General features: G+C 40.6%; 15 protein-coding genes. 5 read left to right on the top strand and 10 right to left on the bottom strand.

Features of this window, described 5'->3' with window-relative positions; genetic code table 11:
* Positions 1-165 precede the first annotated feature (165 nt).
* Complete coding sequence (locus tag C2M30_RS17910; RefSeq protein WP_105172717.1) at positions 166-1,566, top strand: DEAD/DEAH box helicase; 1,401 nt, start codon at positions 166-168, stop codon at positions 1,564-1,566.
* Positions 1,567-1,690: 124 nt separating this feature from the next.
* On the opposite strand, the gene C2M30_RS17905 is transcribed toward C2M30_RS17910, so the two are convergent.
* Positions 1,691-3,037 carry a hypothetical protein gene (locus tag C2M30_RS17905; RefSeq protein ID WP_105172716.1) on the bottom strand — a complete coding sequence of 449 codons (1,347 nt, stop codon included), beginning with the start codon at positions 3,035-3,037 and terminating at the stop codon, positions 1,691-1,693.
* A gap of 285 nt (positions 3,038-3,322) precedes the next feature.
* Here C2M30_RS17905 and C2M30_RS17900 point away from each other — a divergent pair, with 285 nt between their 5' ends.
* The 4 genes from C2M30_RS17900 (at position 3,323) to C2M30_RS17885 (ending at position 7,723) form a co-directional block, all read left to right on the top strand.
* Positions 3,323-5,458, top strand: a complete 2,136-nt coding sequence (locus tag C2M30_RS17900; protein ID WP_105172715.1) for a TonB-dependent siderophore receptor — start codon at positions 3,323-3,325, stop codon at positions 5,456-5,458.
* Positions 5,459-5,527: 69 nt separating this feature from the next.
* Positions 5,528-6,631, top strand: coding sequence for a PepSY-associated TM helix domain-containing protein (locus C2M30_RS17895; protein WP_105172714.1), 1,104 nt, complete (start codon positions 5,528-5,530; stop codon positions 6,629-6,631).
* Positions 6,632-6,807: 176 nt separating this feature from the next.
* Entirely contained in the window at positions 6,808-7,083 is a 276-nt protein-coding gene (locus C2M30_RS17890) for a hypothetical protein (RefSeq protein ID WP_105172713.1), read from the top strand.
* A 49-nt stretch (positions 7,084-7,132) separates the two neighbouring features.
* Positions 7,133-7,723 (top strand): CBS domain-containing protein, encoded by a 591-nt coding sequence (locus C2M30_RS17885; RefSeq protein WP_105172712.1) that lies wholly within the window; start codon positions 7,133-7,135, stop codon positions 7,721-7,723.
* Between the two features lie 68 nt (positions 7,724-7,791).
* Here C2M30_RS17885 and C2M30_RS17880 read toward each other — a convergent pair whose 3' ends face one another.
* The 9 genes from C2M30_RS17880 to C2M30_RS17840 all read right to left on the bottom strand — a co-directional run bounded on the left by C2M30_RS17880 (position 7,792) and on the right by C2M30_RS17840 (position 17,925).
* Positions 7,792-8,016 (bottom strand): DUF3955 domain-containing protein, encoded by a 225-nt coding sequence (locus C2M30_RS17880; protein WP_105172711.1) that lies wholly within the window; start codon positions 8,014-8,016, stop codon positions 7,792-7,794.
* A gap of 83 nt (positions 8,017-8,099) precedes the next feature.
* On the bottom strand, positions 8,100-9,008 hold the full coding sequence (locus C2M30_RS17875) for an SMP-30/gluconolactonase/LRE family protein (protein WP_105172710.1): 909 nt from the start codon (positions 9,006-9,008) through the stop codon (positions 8,100-8,102).
* Between the two features lie 9 nt (positions 9,009-9,017).
* Positions 9,018-11,426, bottom strand: coding sequence for a family 20 glycosylhydrolase (locus C2M30_RS17870; protein ID WP_105172709.1), 2,409 nt, complete (start codon positions 11,424-11,426; stop codon positions 9,018-9,020).
* Positions 11,407-12,348, bottom strand: a complete 942-nt coding sequence (locus C2M30_RS17865) for a sugar kinase (protein ID WP_234004774.1) — start codon at positions 12,346-12,348, stop codon at positions 11,407-11,409. Before C2M30_RS17865 ends, C2M30_RS17870 begins: the two co-directional genes overlap by 20 nt.
* Positions 12,349-12,389: 41 nt before the next feature.
* On the bottom strand, positions 12,390-13,841 hold the full coding sequence (locus tag C2M30_RS17860) for a sodium:solute symporter family protein (protein WP_105172707.1): 1,452 nt from the start codon (positions 13,839-13,841) through the stop codon (positions 12,390-12,392).
* Positions 13,842-13,884: 43 nt separating this feature from the next.
* The gene (locus tag C2M30_RS17855; RefSeq protein ID WP_054980188.1) at positions 13,885-14,271 is read right to left on the bottom strand and encodes a RidA family protein; all 387 of its coding nucleotides are present in this window, start codon (positions 14,269-14,271) and stop codon (positions 13,885-13,887) included.
* 74 nt (positions 14,272-14,345) lie between these two features.
* Complete coding sequence (locus tag C2M30_RS17850; RefSeq protein ID WP_105172706.1) at positions 14,346-15,806, bottom strand: N-acyl-D-amino-acid deacylase family protein; 1,461 nt, start codon at positions 15,804-15,806, stop codon at positions 14,346-14,348.
* 2 nt (positions 15,807-15,808) lie between these two features.
* Positions 15,809-16,681 (bottom strand): MurR/RpiR family transcriptional regulator, encoded by an 873-nt coding sequence (locus C2M30_RS17845; RefSeq protein ID WP_105172705.1) that lies wholly within the window; start codon positions 16,679-16,681, stop codon positions 15,809-15,811.
* Between the two features lie 17 nt (positions 16,682-16,698).
* Positions 16,699-17,925: an amino acid deaminase gene (locus C2M30_RS17840; RefSeq protein WP_105172704.1), complete on the bottom strand. Its 1,227-nt coding sequence runs from the start codon at positions 17,923-17,925 to the stop codon at positions 16,699-16,701.
* Positions 17,926-18,205: the final 280 nt, after the last annotated feature.

Below are 18,205 nucleotides of genomic sequence, written 5' to 3'. Positions count from 1 at the left end.
CAACATTTCAAGTTTAGAGTAGTGATAAGCAATTAATTTTGTTCAATAAAGCCATTGTATATTTGTTATTACGCAAAAAGCTGTCAAAGCTGAAATCACGTGAAAATTGCGTTCCGAGCGGGGATGCTGTACCCTGCTCGGCCGCCGTTATAAGAGTTACTAAAAATGCATTTCTCAGACTTAAACCTGTGCCCTGAAATAAACCAAGCAATTGAAGAGCAAGGTTATGAAAACCCAACGCCAATACAACAACAGTCGATCCCTGCGATTTTAGCTGGTCGCGATGTCATGGCCGCGGCGCAAACCGGTACAGGAAAAACCGCAGGGTTTACTCTGCCAATGCTAGAAATGCTAAGCAAAGGAGAAAAAGTTCGCAGCAATCAAGTGCGTGCATTAGTACTCACACCAACGCGAGAATTAGCAGCGCAAGTTTGGCAAAGTGTTGCAACCTACAGCAAACACCTCCCCCTTTCGTGCCAAGTTGTTTACGGTGGTGTTAAAATTAACCCACAAATGCTGAAACTGCGAAAAGGCTGCGATATTTTAGTTGCCACACCAGGGCGATTGCTCGATCTCTTTCAGCAAAATGCCGTAAAATTTGACCAACTTGAATTGTTTGTGCTCGATGAAGCCGACCGCATGCTCGACATGGGTTTTATTCATGATATTAAACGCGTTATTAAAGCGCTGCCTTCAAAGCGCCAAAACTTGCTGTTTTCAGCAACCTTTTCTGACGATATTCGCGCACTTGCTAAAGGTCTAATTAACGACCCAATCGAGATCTCAGTTGCTCCTGCCAATACAACAGCTAAAACAGTGACCCAATGGGCCTATCCCGTTGATAAAAGCAAACGTACTAGCTTGCTTAAACACCTAATTAAAACCAATAACTGGCAGCAAGTATTAGTGTTTACGCGCACCAAGCATGGTGCAAATCGCTTAGTTCGTGACCTTGAAAAAGCCAAGATTAACGCAGCTGCAATTCACGGTAATAAAAGCCAAAGTGCGCGTATGAATGCACTTAACGGCTTTAAATTAGGTGATGTAAATGTACTGGTTGCAACCGATATTGTTGCGCGCGGACTCGATATTCAAGAGCTACCTTATGTGGTTAATTTTGATTTACCAAATGTGTATGAAGATTATGTTCACCGTATTGGTCGTACTGGCCGTGCGGGTGCATCAGGCGAAGCGATTTCATTTGTAACCCAAGACGTCGCTGCCGATTTATTTGGTATTGAACGACTTATCCAAGAAGTTATTCCGCGTAAAATTGAAGCTGGGTTTGAACCACAAAGCCCTGTGCCAGAATCAAAGCTAGATACGCGTCCAATTAAGCCTAAAAAGCCGAAGAAACCGAAAAAGCCAAAAGAAAACGCGAGTACCAACGACAAAGTAAAAGCTGAAGCAAAAGCGGCAAGTAAGCCAAAAAAGAAAAGCAGTTCACACAATGCTAAGCCTAAAAATGGCGAAAAACCAAAGCAAAATAGCAAAGGCAGAAGTGATAATAACGAACAAGCTAAACGCCCGAAACGAAAGCCAAACAATGTGAAATTTAAAGCTTAAACCACTTCGATTGGGAGTATAGTTGAAAGAACTTGCTAACAAAGTAGCCTTAAATGTGAAGTGTGTAATATTAACGCTGCCAAACTTAGTTTAGCAGCGTTGAAAAATAAGAATTACGCTAAAGTTAAAGCTTAATATCAGAAAGTTGTGAAAACTTAAAAAACTCATCAGCCTTTAAATCTACACGTTCTTTGTTCTTAAATTGTTCCATTCTTAGCAACGCAAACAACATATTATGTGGTGCTTTATCCCCACCAACTTTAACAATATAAAAATCAGAACCCGATGGTAAGTTGAATGTACCATCAGGTTGAATAGTCGACTCTTGTTCGATATTTTTTAATAATTTGCCGTACAGATAATATTGTTTAGCACGCTCTAACTGAGACGCTAATAACGTTAACTTGTCTTTTTTGATGGTTTCTTTTGTAACAGCTGAGGCCTTCGCTATATAGTCTTTCCCTTGTTGTGTAGTGCGTTCAAGCTTGTTAAGCTCGTGTTTCTCTGCAAAGTCGAAACTGCGTGATTCTAGTACTAACGCTGGATTATTTCGATTAACGCTATTTCGTTCGGTATCCAATGCAATTTTTTCCTTTCTATAAATCGCATAAGACGAAGCTGCACTGCGGATTAAATCCTTTTCCGTTTCACTTAAAGATGCAAAAAGTTGCTTTTGCTGCTCAAGGGTTTGACCTAACGTTTTAAATACTGGGCAGAAAGTCTTATTTTGCACTGTTACGCGTTTACTGTAGATATAAGCCTCGAAGCGTTTTACGTCAAAGCGATTATTCTCAATCATATACTCTCGACAAGATTTGGCTGACGGCTTACGGTACTCGTATACTTTATATGGGGAAGCTCGCTCAATCACCGTTGTTGGTATAGTCGCGACACCAATATCATTTGGACCAAACTTTTTAAATACGTTTACCACTTTCTCATTATGTTGGTTAAATTCATTTAACAGCTTATCTTCTCGCTGCTGAATATCACTTCTTATATTATCAAGCTTCATTTTTGCGTCATTAGCACGCTGCTTTTTGGCTTGCAATTCATCAAAACGAGGTTGTATCGATATTAATGCTTGCTTCATTTTATTTATGTTATCTTGACTCTCTTGGTATTCCGCATCAATGATCGATTCTAAATCAAAGTTTGCATCAGCCAACAGGTTTGAGTTGCGAGCATTAAGATCAACATACTTTGAATCTACAAATTTATTTCTTAAATCTAATAACTGCGGTTCAGTTAACGTAGAAATGTCATTTAACTCAGCTTCGAGTGCCTTCCAGTCGGCAAACATTGCAGGAGTAACTTTAAAAATGTTTGACGATTTAGCAACATATTTTGACGATATAAAATGATTGCCTTCGAATTTACCTGACTTTGGGTAACTATCGAAGCAGCCTTGTAACGTAAATGATAAGCATACAAGACCTGCGACCTTGAGGAAGTCCTTTTTGATTTGCATATTAATATCCTTATTAAATTTTTAAGCGGGTTATCGAAGAACCTAGAATTTTTAAATCCGATCCTGAAGCTCAGTCGATACCACAAAACAACCTTATCATTAAAATTTATTGAAGCAAATCAAAGATTATTGCATGCACTTCGCCTATCCATTACCTAAAAAACTATATTTTTATATTAAATAAATACTATTGTTTATAAATAATCAATAATAGTATTGCGATCGATTATCATTTGGATTACGATAAGCAGCAATTTTAGTCACTTGTGAATTTAGGTCCCTGTTATGAAATCGCGTGCTTTTAAACTAAGTACTTTATTTGTCGCCACATCTTCAGTATTCGCTACCCCACTTTTTGCTAACGATCAAACGGATAAAAGCATCGAAAAAATTGAGGTGTTAGGAAAGAACCACTCAAACTACCTTGCCGTTGAAGCAGAAACCGCTTCAAAACTTGGTATTTCAATTAAGGAAACGCCACAATCGGTACGTGTAATTACTCGTGCCCTTATGAACGACTTTTCACTTGATGATGTGAATCAAGTACTTGAAACAACTCCGGGCGTTTCGGTAGAAAAAATTGAAACCGATCGTACTTACTACAAGGCGCGCGGTTTTGATATCACCAACTTTCAAGTAGACGGGTTGGGATTGCCGCAAGAAAGTGGCGCACTGCAAGGCACACTTGATACAGCCATTTATCAACGAATTGAAGTGGTTATGGGTGCAAACGGCATGATGACAGGTGCCGGTAACCCATCAGCTACGGTTAACTTTATTCGTAAACGTCCAACCGATGATTTGCGCGCCAATGTGTCAATTACTGCGGGTTCTTGGTCAAATATGCGTTTGGATGCAGATGTGTCAGGCCGCTTAAATGAATACGCAGCAGGACGTGCTGTAGTTGTTAAACAAAAACGTGATTCATACCTTGACCGCTACAGCGTTGAACGTGACGTATTTTATGGTATTGCTGAGTTAAACCTCACTGATAGCACCACATTAACAACAAGCCTTACCTACCAGCAAAACGATGCTGACAGCCCACTTTGGGGTGCACTTGCATTATTTGATTCACAGGGGAACCCTACAGATTACGATACGTCTACCTCTACCGCAGCTGACTGGGCGTATTGGAATAACACGTCAAAACAAGCATTTGTAGAATTAGAACAACTTGTGGGTGATAACTGGAGTGTGATCGCACGTTATGCGCATACTCAAACTGAGCAAGACTCAAATCTATTTTATGTTTATGGTACGCCAGATGCGCAAACGGGTTTAGGTTTAACCGGTTATGCCAGCGATTATCAACTAACCGACCGCCTTAACCTATTTGATGTGTATGCCAAAGGGAGCTTTGAATTATTTGGACAAGAGCACTTAATTGCAGCTGGTGCGAGTGTTGCTGATATGGCGTATCAAGATAGCTCGTTATACGATTACACGACCGGAAATGGCTTCCCAGCGATGCCAAATCTAAATGATTGGGATGGTGTAGCACCAGTACCAGTATTAAAAGACGGCTTAAATGGTTCTCGTGTAGACAGTGAACAAGTTTCAGAATATGTCTCTGCGCGTTTCTCGATTACAGATGATTTAAAACTACTTGCAGGTATTCGTCACACCGCTTGGGAAACTAACGGTTTATCATACGGTAAAAACAAATCTCGTGATGTGAGCGACACAACCTCTCACTTAGGTACTGTGTATCAAATTAACGACGATATTAATGTTTACGCATCGTACAGCGAAACCTTTGCTCCGCAAGCAGAACAAGATAATAACGGCCAAACGCTTGACCCTATTAGTGGCGATACAAAAGAAATTGGTATTAAAACCGAGTTATTTAACGATTTAATGATGTTAAATGTGGCTATTTTTGATGCTGAGCAAGAGAACATTGCTGTTGCTGATACTGTTAATTCAACCCCTGATAATACAGTGCATAGAGCTGCACCGGGTATTCAATCACAAGGTTTTGAACTTGAATTAAGTGGTGAAGTTGGCTTTGGTATTAGTGCGAACCTAGGCTACACCTACACCGATATTGACGTATCGGATACCTTTAATTCAGGCAATGAAGACGCGCAATTAGTAAAAGACTATACGCCAAAACAAGTATTTAAACTTGCTGCTAAATACGATGCGACTTTTGTTGATGGCTTATCATTTGGCATGAACATGCGTTGGCAAGACGATATTAGCCGAGTGCAAAACGATACCCCACTTATTGTTACGAAACAAAACGCCTACGCACTTGTGAATATGATGGCAAGCTACGAAATTAATTCGCAAGTAAGCGTTACAGCTAACGTAAACAACGTATTTGATAAAAAGTACGTGAATTCACTTTACTGGGCACAAGGTTTTTATGGTGCACCGCGTAACTACGCATTGTCACTTAACTGGTCACTATAACAAAACTCAAAACGTAAAGGTCGCGCTATGCGGCCTTTTGTTGTTTTTATAAACGGACGTCACCGAATTATGAAAAAGAAACTCCATCTTTGGCACCGCTACTGCGGGTTAGTCATTGCCCTGCCACTTATTATAATTTCGCTTACGGGCAGTATTTTAGTTTTTAAAGAAGAAATTGATCACTTAATTATGCCCGAACTGGCAAGTGTGAATGCTTCACCTGGAACACGCCTTAGCTACGATAACTTGCACACAACCATCAAACACAATTTGCCTAACTATGAAATTGGCAGCTGGGAAATATTTGATGATGGGCAAACCGCTGATCGGGTATATGTACTCAAGCACGGTACAGATGAGTGGTCTAAAATTTATTTAGATCAATATCAAGGCATTGTTCGAACAACGCCACAAGCGGTCGACCATTACCTCACTGATTGGCTGTTAGACCTACATTACAAGTTTTTGATTGGCGAAACAGGCCTTTGGTTTACTGGCACTATTTCGCTTATTTTAATGTTTATGGGCATTTCAGGCCTCATTATTTACCGCCAGTTTTGGAAGAAATTTTTTACCTTGCGCTTAAAGGTTAAACGCATCGCTTTTTTTAGCGATCTACATAAACTAGTCGGAATCTGGTCTGCGCCAGTGCTGCTTGTTTTAGGTTTTACAGGCGTATACTGGAATATATCTGAAATTATTCATCATGAATTTGAGCACGCTGATGAGCCACCACATTTAGTTAAAGGCCCACTGTACAACCACCAGCTTTCACTCGATAACTTAATGCTAACCGCAAAAACACAAATGGGCGGCTTTAGGGCGACTTATTTAATGTTCCCTTATGAACCCGACTTACCCCTCACGTTTTTTGGCGACGTTGCAAACACCAGTTTTGTAACGAGTGAATACGCGTCAACGGTAAGCTTTGATAAAGAGACAGGTAAACAACTTCCCAATTACGATATTCGTGAAGCACCGTTCTTTTTAGTTGCAGTAGATAGCTTTCGCAAGCTACATTTTGGCTATTTTGCAGGGTTACCGAGCCGTATAATTTGGTGTTTAATCGGTTTAACACCGCTTATATTTTCGGTTACCGGATGCTATTTGTGGCTTAAACGCAGAAAACCCAAACGCCGAATGCAACATAAAAATGAATACGTTACCTCGTAATTATGTGTTTTGCCGAATATAAATATATTCGGCAAAACTAAAACCGTAAATACGACTTAAATTCAGTAAGTTACAACTCAATATAAAAATAAAATAAACTTTACATAAAATAAGTGTTGAATTATCAACCAAACAGACCCACTATTAAAGTAACAGTAATTTTTAAGTTGTAAATTATGCTTCGTTGGTTGTTTGTCGTTACAGTAGTTGTTTTGGCGCTTAGCTTAAGCACCACGACAACTATAGCAAGCGATAGCCAAGCAACTGTTATTAGCTTTGATAACTCTGAAGACTTAAATCCAAACCAACTTGATTTTGACGATGTCGCGTTAGACGTCAGCACAAAAAACGCCATAGCGTTAAGTTTTTACCAACCCAACCAGCTATTACAACCTGCGATTCAATCACGCATCGCGATTAAACTAATAAGAGCACCGCCTACAACCTGTTAGCTTTTCATATTTATCTTAATTCTAACAGTTAATAAATAAGGTGGTCGTTATGAACCAATTCACTTCATTTTCAACAAAACCGCTTCTTGAAGGCGCAAGCTTATTTGCACAAGTTCATGTAGACACTAGCGTGTCACTTTCAAGCCCTGCTTCATTTGTAATGCATGGCTTTCACCTTGAGCCTTTGCAGTATATTGATATCGATACTAATTTAGATGATGCAAACCGCATTTTGGAAAAAACCCATATGCGCACCAGCTTTGTAGTAGATGGACAAAACCAACTTAAAGGCGTGATTTCAAAGGCGCGCTTAGCAAGCAGTTATGTACTTAAAATAGCAAGTAAAAAAGGCTTAACACGCGCGCAACTTACGATTGGTGACATTATGGTGAGATTAGAAGAAATTGACACCGTGTCGGAAACAATACTCGCCAATGCCAAAGTAGGCGACGTGTTAAAAACCATGGAAAAAGCCAGTTACGAATATTTATTGGTAACCGGTGCTAATCAAAACGAATTGCGCGGCTACTTTGATTTAATTGATATTGCAAAAATCACTGGCTATTCACTTAATCAGGCAAAAAGTGCCAAGACTTTCAGTCAATTGGTTGATTCGCTAGTCAATCACAGCGAAATTTAGATCAAAAATCGCCCAGTATTTACTGGGCGATAACTTAACGAGTTTAACAACAAGGAGGTGGTTTACAATCAGCTAAGTTGTGAACGTCTACCCGCTTTTACTTTTAAGGCAATAAAAACCAAAAGTAATACACTACCTAACATAAACAAGCTCAATGGAATGGGAATAAGAAAAAATGCCTCCCTTAAAAACCCATTTTCATCAACCGTAACTCCATTAAATTGATAAGCAAAATACGCGATTAATGAGAAACTAAAACACACTATTGCAGGCCAAACTTTTTTAAACGACATTTTTATCTCTAATGATTGTATTCTTATCAATAGAGCTTGTATGTGCTAAAAAGTTGCAATAATTTTCACGTACTCATCACGAGTTACAAGTTAAAGGCTCTACCAGCAATATCCACATTAAAGGTTTCAATGACGCCGCGTTTTTGCATGGTTACAAACACGGTTTTACCGTTTTTGCCACCAAACGCCACATTAGTTGGAAATTGCCCGTTTAGTTTTATTTCTCTTAGTAATTTACCTTTTGGAGAAACCACTGCAATAACACCTGCACCGTAGCGTGCAATATATAAGTTACCTGCTTTATCTGAACGCATGCCATCAAGGCCAAAATCATCAAATTCAATAAACAGTTGTTTATTAGAAACATTGCCTTGGCCGTCAAGATCATAACGCCATACTTTGCGCTGCACGCTTTCATTCACATACAAGGTGTTATTACCTGGGCTTACTTCAACACCATTAGTGGTGCCCATATTCGCCTCTAATAAACTTGTTTCACCTTGTTGGTTTATACGCCATAAGTTACCTGTGCTAGTTTGCCAGTTTGGGTCGCTCGCAAATAAAATACCGTTATCCATAATGGCGAGATCATTTGGTTGATTCATTTTTGCATTATGGGAAAACACCTTAACTTTGTCTGTGAGTTCGCCGCCTTGCGCTAAGTCTTTCGCGGTAATTGTCAGTACATTGTGATTAACGTAGTCAGCAATATACATGTTGCCTTTTTTATCAAAGCGAATGCCATTACCGATAGAGCCATTTTTAAGCGTAACAAGCGTCTCGACTTTATCTTTACCAAGCACTTTACCGATAGTGCCTTGGTGGTTGTAATTCACTGCATATAACACACCTTGCGAGTCAACCGCAGGGCCCTCTACGCCATTGGTAAACGCATTCTCTTTCACCCAGTCACTGCCCTCAAATAACGTGTTACTGCTTGCATGGGCGGCAAATAATGCCAAAATTAGTGCACTTGCTATGTTTAATTTCATTGTTATTCCTTATTGTTCGGTGCAAGCAAGATAGAGATCTCGCATTGGATAAATACCTGCAATCACAAGTTCATCTGTGAGTTTTTGTAAATCAAGCAACTGCTTATCTAACCCGGCTCCTTTTATTTCACCTTTACAACTGCTTATTACCTGTTGTGAAAGCCCAATAAATTGCGTTAGTGATATAAGCGTCGGTTTTAGCACGCTTAATTTTTTACTTGATGAGAGTGTTTCAAGCCCCATTTCAAGGCCTTTTTGCCATTTTATTAATTGCTTATCTAATTGCGTAAGCGAATTAACATCGCCTGAGGTATAAGCTAACACCCAGCGTTTAATTTGGCGTACTTGCTCACTTTCAACATTTAAATAATCAACAAATAAATTAAGTGGCGCCTCTTGATGATATTCATCGTTTAAATATTTAATATGGTGGCGCGTGTAGTAATGTGCAGGTTCAAGCAGTGCTGCCATCGTATTAAGAAGCGCTAAGGTAGTGGCTTTTTCTTCTTTACTAAGCGACTTAGAGAGCAGACTTTCAAAGCCACTTTGTTGCTGAGATAAATGCGCTGCCCCAATCACATTTGCAGCAAATGTATTGATAAAAGCCAAGCGCAAATACATGCTGTTTTCATCTGTATTTTCTTTATTTGACCACAAGCGCTCGCTTATCACATACAAACGTGGCCAAATGCGCAAATCAATATTGTCATCGGTCACCATCTCGCTCCAAATAGTCGCTTCAGCACCTAAAATATTCACTGCATTTGAGCTTTTTAATGGTTGAGATAGCGATACGGAAGATGGCGTGTTAAGCGTTGATAATTTAACTGGGTAACGGCTATTACCAATCATCACAGCGCTATTTTCACCCTTCAAATCAAATTCAAAGGTCAATGGCCCCATCCAACTATCCATTTTGGCTTTAAATGCATTTGTTGCTTGATTAGGTGCTTTATTAACTAATGCCAACTGATGGTGGTTATTATTAAGTTTAATTAAAATTTGCTCACCTAAAACAACCAGCTCACCTTTAACATCGCTGCCTTTTAAGCGGTCAATCACAAACGACTTTGCCAATACCTGCGGTTTTGATAAATCAACTTGTGGCAATTTGCGTAGTGGGTCATTACGATAGTGGTAGTCGCTGTATTGTGGCTGATCAATGTAAAACCCTGTCGATAAAATACCTAAATGGCCGCTATTAGCTACTTCATTTAATGAGTCATGACCGCGCCATGATTGAACCACAATATCTTTTGGTAAATCTTGATGAAAAATCTCATCCCAACCCATCATTATGCGCTGGTGTTTAGCAATAATAGGTTGAATTTGGGTATTAAAATAATTCTGCAAATCATGGCCATTTTTAAGGGAGTGCTTGGCCATTAGCGCTTGAATATCCTTATTATTTAACCACTGCTCAGGTTCCACTTCATCACCGCCAATATGTAAATACTTATCAGGGAAAATAGCTGTCATTTCTTCGATTAAACTATCGACAAACTGGTATACCTCAGGTTTTGAAATATCAAGTAACGGCTTAAATACGCCCCAATGACGCTCCATTTCATAGGGTTTTACCTCTGCCATAAGCTCAGGGTATGCAACGGCAATGGCACTTGCATGACCCGGCATACCAAATTCAGGCACCACTCGAATGCCTAAAAGAGCGGCATACTCAATAACTTCCTTTACCTCACTTTGGCTGTAATAGAGGCCATCTGATGCCTTTTGCGTAAGCTTTGCAAAGCGTTTACTTTCAATGCGCCAACCTTGATCGTCCGTTAAATGCCAGTGCAGCACATTTAATTTGGCCGAAGCCATGGTGTTTAGCTGACGTTTAATTGTGTCAGTTGATAAAAAATGCCTCGCACTATCAATTAATAACCCACGCCAATCAAAACGTGGCGAATCAGTAATCGTTGCATGAGGTAATATCAGTTGATTGTCAAAATGGTTTGCCGCAAGTTGTGTGAGCGTTGTTAAACCATGCTGCGCGCCAAAAACGGTATTGGCGTTTAGTGTGATGCCATTTTGGTTAATCACTAATTGATAACTTTCGTCGTTATTAAGCTGTGGCACCAATAAATCGCTTTCCTTGTCGCGCACAATGACTTTAAGGGTTGCCTTATCTGGCGTTTGTTTTTTGTTATTAGCTAAGTCTATTAAGGTGATTTTATACTTTGCTATACGTGTTAAGTGCAACTCTAAACGCTTTGCTTGAAATTCTTTTCGCTTGTCACTAAATCCTTCAAATGAGAATTCAATTTGACTAGGTAAGTGCAGTTCACCTGTTTGCCTCTCAAATGATTGTGGTTGTGGCATTAAGCTGGTTTCGGCAAAAAGTAATGAGCTAAACAGCAATAAACTACACAGCTTTGAAAATACACATGCTTTATTAATAAAATGTATCGACACCTAAACACTCCTGGTTCGAAAGTTTGGGAAGAAAATGAGTTGGGATAAGCGCACCATGCTGCTTAATCACCGAGGCAGCTACCTTATGCGCAAAATGCGCGGCACTTTTCGTATCACGCCCAAATAACATTGCCGCTAAAAAACCTGCAGCAAACGAATCGCCTGCGGCGCAGGTATCGACAACTTGCTTTTGGGCAAGCGGCTCTGCTGCCACATAAAGCAATGCGTCTTTGCCAACTTCTTGAATCACACAGGGCTCTGCACCTTGCCTAATAACAAGGGTTTGCCTAGAACTTTTCCCTTTGAAGTGTAAATCAATTATATCGCTCACCGACTGCGTGCCATAAACAGCATATTCATCCTCATTGGTTAAAAATGCGATGTCGGCAAGTGCCATTAACGAAAAGTAATCATGAATGGGCGATATCGACTGCCAAAGCGCTGGGCGATAGTTATTATCAAAATAGATAATGCCACCCTTCGCTTTAAATTGGTGCAGTGCATTTATAAGCAAAGCTCGTTGCTTTTCATCTAAAATGGCAAGGCTTATACCCGACAGATAAATGGCATCCACTTGTTTTGTTTCAAGTGCTGTAAGTAGTTTGTGTGACAAAGATAAATAATCCCTAGCCGCACTATTTTGCCTATCGAAACGAAAAGAGCGCTCGCCGCTATCACAAACATCAACCCAGTATTGCCCTAATGTTTTGGTTGGGTGGCGCTCAACAAAATCAAGCTGCATTCCAGATTGTGTTATTAACGCTTTTAGCATTTCACTTTGGTTATCATGCCCAATTGCCGTTGCGTAATAAATTTGAATAGGTTTTTCGCTCTGAGAATCAATTAGTTGACTTAGGTAATAGGCAGTATTAAAGCTATCGCCACCAAAAAACACATCGCCATCAGCGCGATGCTCAATCATACACTCGCCTAAAAACACAATGGAATTAAATGGTTGCAACATCACATTAGCTCCACTGTATTTTTCTGCACTATTTTTGATGGCGTTTTTACTTGTGTCACTAGGCTCACAACAATGCCAAAAAACGCACCGCTGATTACCGCAGGTATAGAAGGGTTACCAAAAAATGCGAGCCACGTGGGGTTAAAACCTATCAGTGCTGCCGTTAATGTACTCGCCACTAAAATTGCAATACTGCCTTGCCATGTAAGCTTTTGCCAAAAACGACCAAGTAGCCCCATCACAAACAAACCGCATAGTGCGAGCGAGATCATTTTAGTGATATAGGTAATAATATTATTTGATAAAAGGGCAAATAACAGTGCGATGGTCACGGTTAAAATCATGGCAAAACGTGACAATACAAGTTGCTGTTTATCAGTGAGAGGTTGCTTGCTCAGTGATTTTTTGAAAAGCCAAGCATAAATATCACTGACAAACACACTCACACCAGCAATAGCATCAGAGCTTGCGCTTGAAAGAGTCGCCGATATGCCCGCTAATAAAATAAGCCCGCCCAGTAAGAGTGGCAGAGTATTAAGTGCAATATACGGAAAAGCATACGCAGAATTATCTAAATCACCCTTAATCAAATAAGCACAAATACCGATAATTGCAGGTACTAAAGAAAACCCTAGATAAAGTACGCCCGACATCACAAACGATTTGCGAATACTGCTTACATTGTCACCTGAATAAATGCGCTGGCGAAATGAAGGTGTTGCCATTACCCCAACCAATACTGCAAATGACATGGAGATTGCTGGAATAAGGCCGATATTCTGATAAGACAAAAAGCCACTACCGTTTATCAGTTGATTGTTTTGTATCGCTTGCCAACCACCGACAGAATCAATCGCAAAATAAGCCATTAATAAAAAGCCTACAAATAAAATCACCGCTTGAATGGCATCGGTCCACACCACTGCAGAATAGCCCCCTAGGGTGACATAAATGGCAAGGCCAATGCCGATAATTAGCTTCGCCGTTGTATCATCTATGCCCGTAAGCCAGGCTAAATACATACCACCGCCAATTAAATGCGCACCTAACCAGCCAATACTTGCAGCATAAATAATCACAGCGAGTATTTTTTTTACAAGTGGGTTATTGCCAACATAGCTCGCAAGCTCTTCACTCATGGTGGCAAATTGTTGTTTGCGCACAGGTGCGAATACCCACGCCAATAACAGTATTCCCACTGCACCACCTATGCCGTAGAGCGCACCCGCCCACGCATTTTGATAGGCAAAACCCACAGCCCCCATAGAAGAGCCGGTGCCGACCATAGTTGCAACCGTGGTGCCGAGCGTGAGAAATAAAGGCACTTTTCGCCCTGCTAACAAAAAGTCGCTACCGGATTTTTGCCAGCGAGAAACAAACCAACTAATTGCAATCATGGCAAGCAAATAGGCAAAAAATGCAGCCAGAAACGTCATTTGTTGTGATGTCATAAGTGCCCCTATTTTTTATTATTCTTTTGAGGTTTTAGTTCCCTTATTGACCTTTGTAGCAGGTCACATCAACTTCTACTTTACAGTCAACAACTAGGTCAGCCACCATGCAAATGCGCGCAGGCGGGTGCTCACCAAATACTTCTGCAAACACTTTATTAAATGACTGAAAATAACGAGAGTCAGTTAATACCACCGACACATGGGTTACTGTTTCAAGGCCGTACCCTGCTTCAGTCATAATGTCGATGCAGTTTTGTATGGCAAGACGCGATTGCTCAATAATGCCGCCTTCAACAACTTCGCCATCGCGCATCGGGGTTTGCCCCGATACTTTTAACCAACCACCCGCTTCTACTGCGCGGGAAAAAGGTAAATGTTGGCCACCTGTACCTGTGCCGCCTTCTGCGCCAATACGTCTAATTGTCATAATTTCCTCTTTTAAATGCTGCGTTGAGAACCTTTTCTCAACATTTCAAAATTCTTATTTAGTTGGCGCTCATATTAAGTGCGCGCTAAAAATCGCCCGGCTCGCCCAAATTGCGTAATGCTTAGATCATCAAGACCCTCAATAAAACTTACTTTGCCGTTGACCCATACACACCTAATACCGTCAGCTTGTGCTTGAGGGTTTTGATAGCTGGCGTTATCGATAATCACGTTTGCATCAAATAACACTAAATCCGCAAAGTAGCCTGTGGCAATTTTGCCGCGATTGTTGAGCTTAAACTTCGATGATGGCAACGCTGTCATTTTATGAATAGCCAATGCCAGCGACAGTGTTTGCTGCTCTCTTGCGTAATGCCCTAACACTCTTGGAAACGACCCCCACAATCTTGGATGAGGATGCGGATCACACGGTAAGCCATCCGAGCCAATCATGCTATTTTCAAAACTTAAAAACTGTTTTACATCATCTTCTAACATACAGTGGTAAACCGCACCTGCTGGCATTAATTTTTTAGCAGCTTCCATTAATGGTAATTGCCAAGCCTTTGCAATATCAGACAGTGTGCGTTTTGCCATTTCAGGATGGGTTTCAGACCACGTAATATAAATTTCAGTACTGTCTGTTACTTGATTTAAATCGAGTGTGCTTGAACTTGCAGCATATGGGTAACAGTCACAGCAAACTGGTTGTGATTTTCGTTTATCTTCTAAATGCGCTAAAACCTCTGCTGCACGGCCCCAATTCTCAATGCCTGCGCATTTTAAATGAGAAATAACCAGCGGCAGATTTGCTTGTTTCGCTGTTGCAAACGCCTCATCCATTGCATCAATAATGCCTTGAAACTCAGTGCGTAAATGGGTGGTATAAACGCCTTCAAATGGTGTTACTTGTGCTGCTAGCTTGTTTACTTCATTACTGCTTGATGCTTTAGCATTGGGATAAGCAAGCCCAGTGCTTAACCCTAATGCGCCTTGTTCCATTTGAGTACGCAATAAAGACTGCATTTGAATAATTTCATCTTCTGAGGCTGGTTTACTCAAATCATTCATTACTTGGGCACGAAGGCTAGTATGGCCAATTAACTGGGCAAGATTAACGCTTGGTTTTGCCCTTTCAAAAGCATTTCTAAAATCAGCTAAATTGGTGTATTTGAAATCTGCTTTTTGGCCCAATAAATTAATTGGATCTACCGGCTCAATATCAGCAACATAGGGCACACTACTAATACCACAATTGCCTGCAATTACCGTAGTTACACCTTGGCTTACTTTACAAAGCATATGCGGATTACGGATCACTTCTAAATCGTCATGGGTGTGTACGTCGATAAACCCTGGAGCTAATGTTAACCCCGTTGCATCAATGACTTGCTCTGAGTACAAGTGTGAACAATCACCTAGCGCAATAATGCGCTCACCAGCTATGGCAACATCGCCAACAAACCATTCATTTAGCTCGCCCGTGTAAACAGTCGCATTACGAATAACGGTGATATTAAGGTTGTTATCACTCATCTTTAATCACCGAGCGGGAAGCGAGTGTCAGCTGGTGGTGCGTCGCTATTTTGGTTACGGTGCTGATCTAATTGAATTTTTAAACGACGTAACTTTTCTTTCGAGCGACGCTGGTTTTTAGTCGCCACTTCACTTGATAAAATATCAATCGCAGCCATCATGGCGTAACGCGCTGCGCTCGGTTTGAAAATATAGTCAGATTCTTGTGTTTTTATCGGCAAATGCACATCCGCGATTTCGCCAAGTTCACCTTCAGGGCAAATCGCAATTATGCTGGCACCGTACTCTTTTGCGATACGCGCTGCAGCAATCACATCTGGCGACACGCCACTTAATGATAAGCATAACACCACATCATTTTTATTAATGGTTGATGCGGTCATCCGCATCATCATAGGATCAGAGTGGGCGTTACATAACACATCTAAGCGAAACAAACGGTTTTGACATTCGAGCGCCAGCATACTGCTACCGCCACCCACACCAAAAATGAGGCAATGACGAGTATTACAGATTGCCTCGGCTGCAGCATTAACCGCGTGCTCTTTAATCAGCCCCGCATTGAGCGTTAAAATTTCTTGGATCGATGAATAAACATGGAAAATATCTTTCTTTTCAATCGGTTCTGAATTAGTAAAGCGCTCACCGATCGCTGCTGACTGAGTGATCTGAAACTTTAGATCGCGCACATTTTCACATCCTAAGCTTTTGGCAAGGCGCGTAATACTGGCGTGACTCACATTGGCTTTATCGGCCAATTCATTAATTGAAGCCGTGGCTGCAAACTCAAGATCACTCAGAATAAGATGTGCAACCTTGTCTTCTGCAGGGCTAAAGTGCCCTAACCCTTCTTTAATTTTGTTAATAATATCCATCTGTTACTGCTTCCTAACTAAAAAAAGGTGGAAATGGTTTTGCGAATGACCCAATCATCATCGGCGATTGCTACCTGACGCCATTTATCAAAGGTTAAACATGGGTGAGACGTCGAAAAGCATACCATATCACCCACGTTAAGCGCGCAATTTTCAGGCAAGGTCAGCATCACATGCTGATCCATAATTTTAACGGTTTCAATTAAGGCATCAGCCGGTTGCAATGTTTGGTTATCAACATGATAGATTAATTCTGCTTTTGGTAAACCTGCGTCAAATGCCACATCACGTTTACCTAAACCGACAATGGCAAGCCCTACTTCGGGGCGCGATACAACATAGGCCCACACCGTTAAGCTTGATGCTAAATCACCTGTCACATCACAAGCCAATTGACTACGTGCCATTACCGCATTTTGTGCATCTTGATAAATGCCAGTGTCATGAATAAGGTAACAACCAGGGCGAATCACTAAATTAAAGTTCTCTTGGTGATTATGTTTGCCGAGTGTATTCGCTACGATGTCATACCAAGCAGATCCCGCGCCAGTAATAATGGGCTTATCTAAATCAAACGCATTTTGCTTTTTAAGTGTGCTTGAAAGTTGATAGATTTCTTCAACAAAATTGGTCACTTTTTCAAGAGCATTACTACCACTTATCACCCCTTCATAAAAACCAATTCCTGCAAGTTTCAAACTTGGATGCTGTTTACATGCAGCTAAAAATGCCTCTGCATTATTCACATCGCGCCAACCACAGCGGCCACCTTGTGCACCAATTTCTAAAAGAATGTTAATTGATACTTTTCGCGCATCAAAAAAGCGGCCTATTTGCTTGACGTTTTCTACTGAATCGACAAAACAGTAAAATTCTACATCGGTGCTTTCAAGTAAATTAGCTATATGTTCAAAGTGGTATTTTCCTACCAATTGATTTGCCAAAATAATTCGTTTAACACCGTGATTTACTGCGTTAAGTACTTGCGCGACCGTTGCGAGGGTAATACCCCAGGCACCGTGCTCAAGCTGCATTTTAAAAAGCTCGGGTGCCATAGTGGTTTTGCCATGAGGGGCTAAGTTCACTTTAGCCTTTTGACAAAAGTCGCTCATCCACTTTGCATTATTATTAATGGCCGATTGTGATAATACTGCAACCGGAAAACTCACTTCTTCACGCAATATATGCCAGCCACCGTGTGCAAGAGATTGTGGATTTCCCGCACCTTTAACTACTTCATTCATAAAACTTGTTACCAAATTGCTAACAGCGAAACACCCAACTAATACAATTCTATTCAATCTAGATGCATTTCAAACAAATTTGTTATCAAAGTGTTGCTTTTTTAATTATGTTAATGTTAAAAAGTAACAAGTTCAAGATATTTATGTGTTACTTTTTAACATCACAAAGGAACAGACATTTACATCTGGACGAGGTGAGTCAACTTTCAAGTATCAGCTAAACTGGGCTGTTGATAAGAGTTTAGCGCTGCGTGAATTGAGCTGTAAAACGCATTAATTA

Source organism: Pseudoalteromonas sp. T1lg24, from assembly GCF_002964745.1.
GTDB lineage: Bacteria > Pseudomonadota > Gammaproteobacteria > Enterobacterales > Alteromonadaceae > Pseudoalteromonas > Pseudoalteromonas spongiae.
Note: the sequence above shows the minus strand (reverse complement) of the source record. Positions and strands in the feature narration are given on the sequence as shown.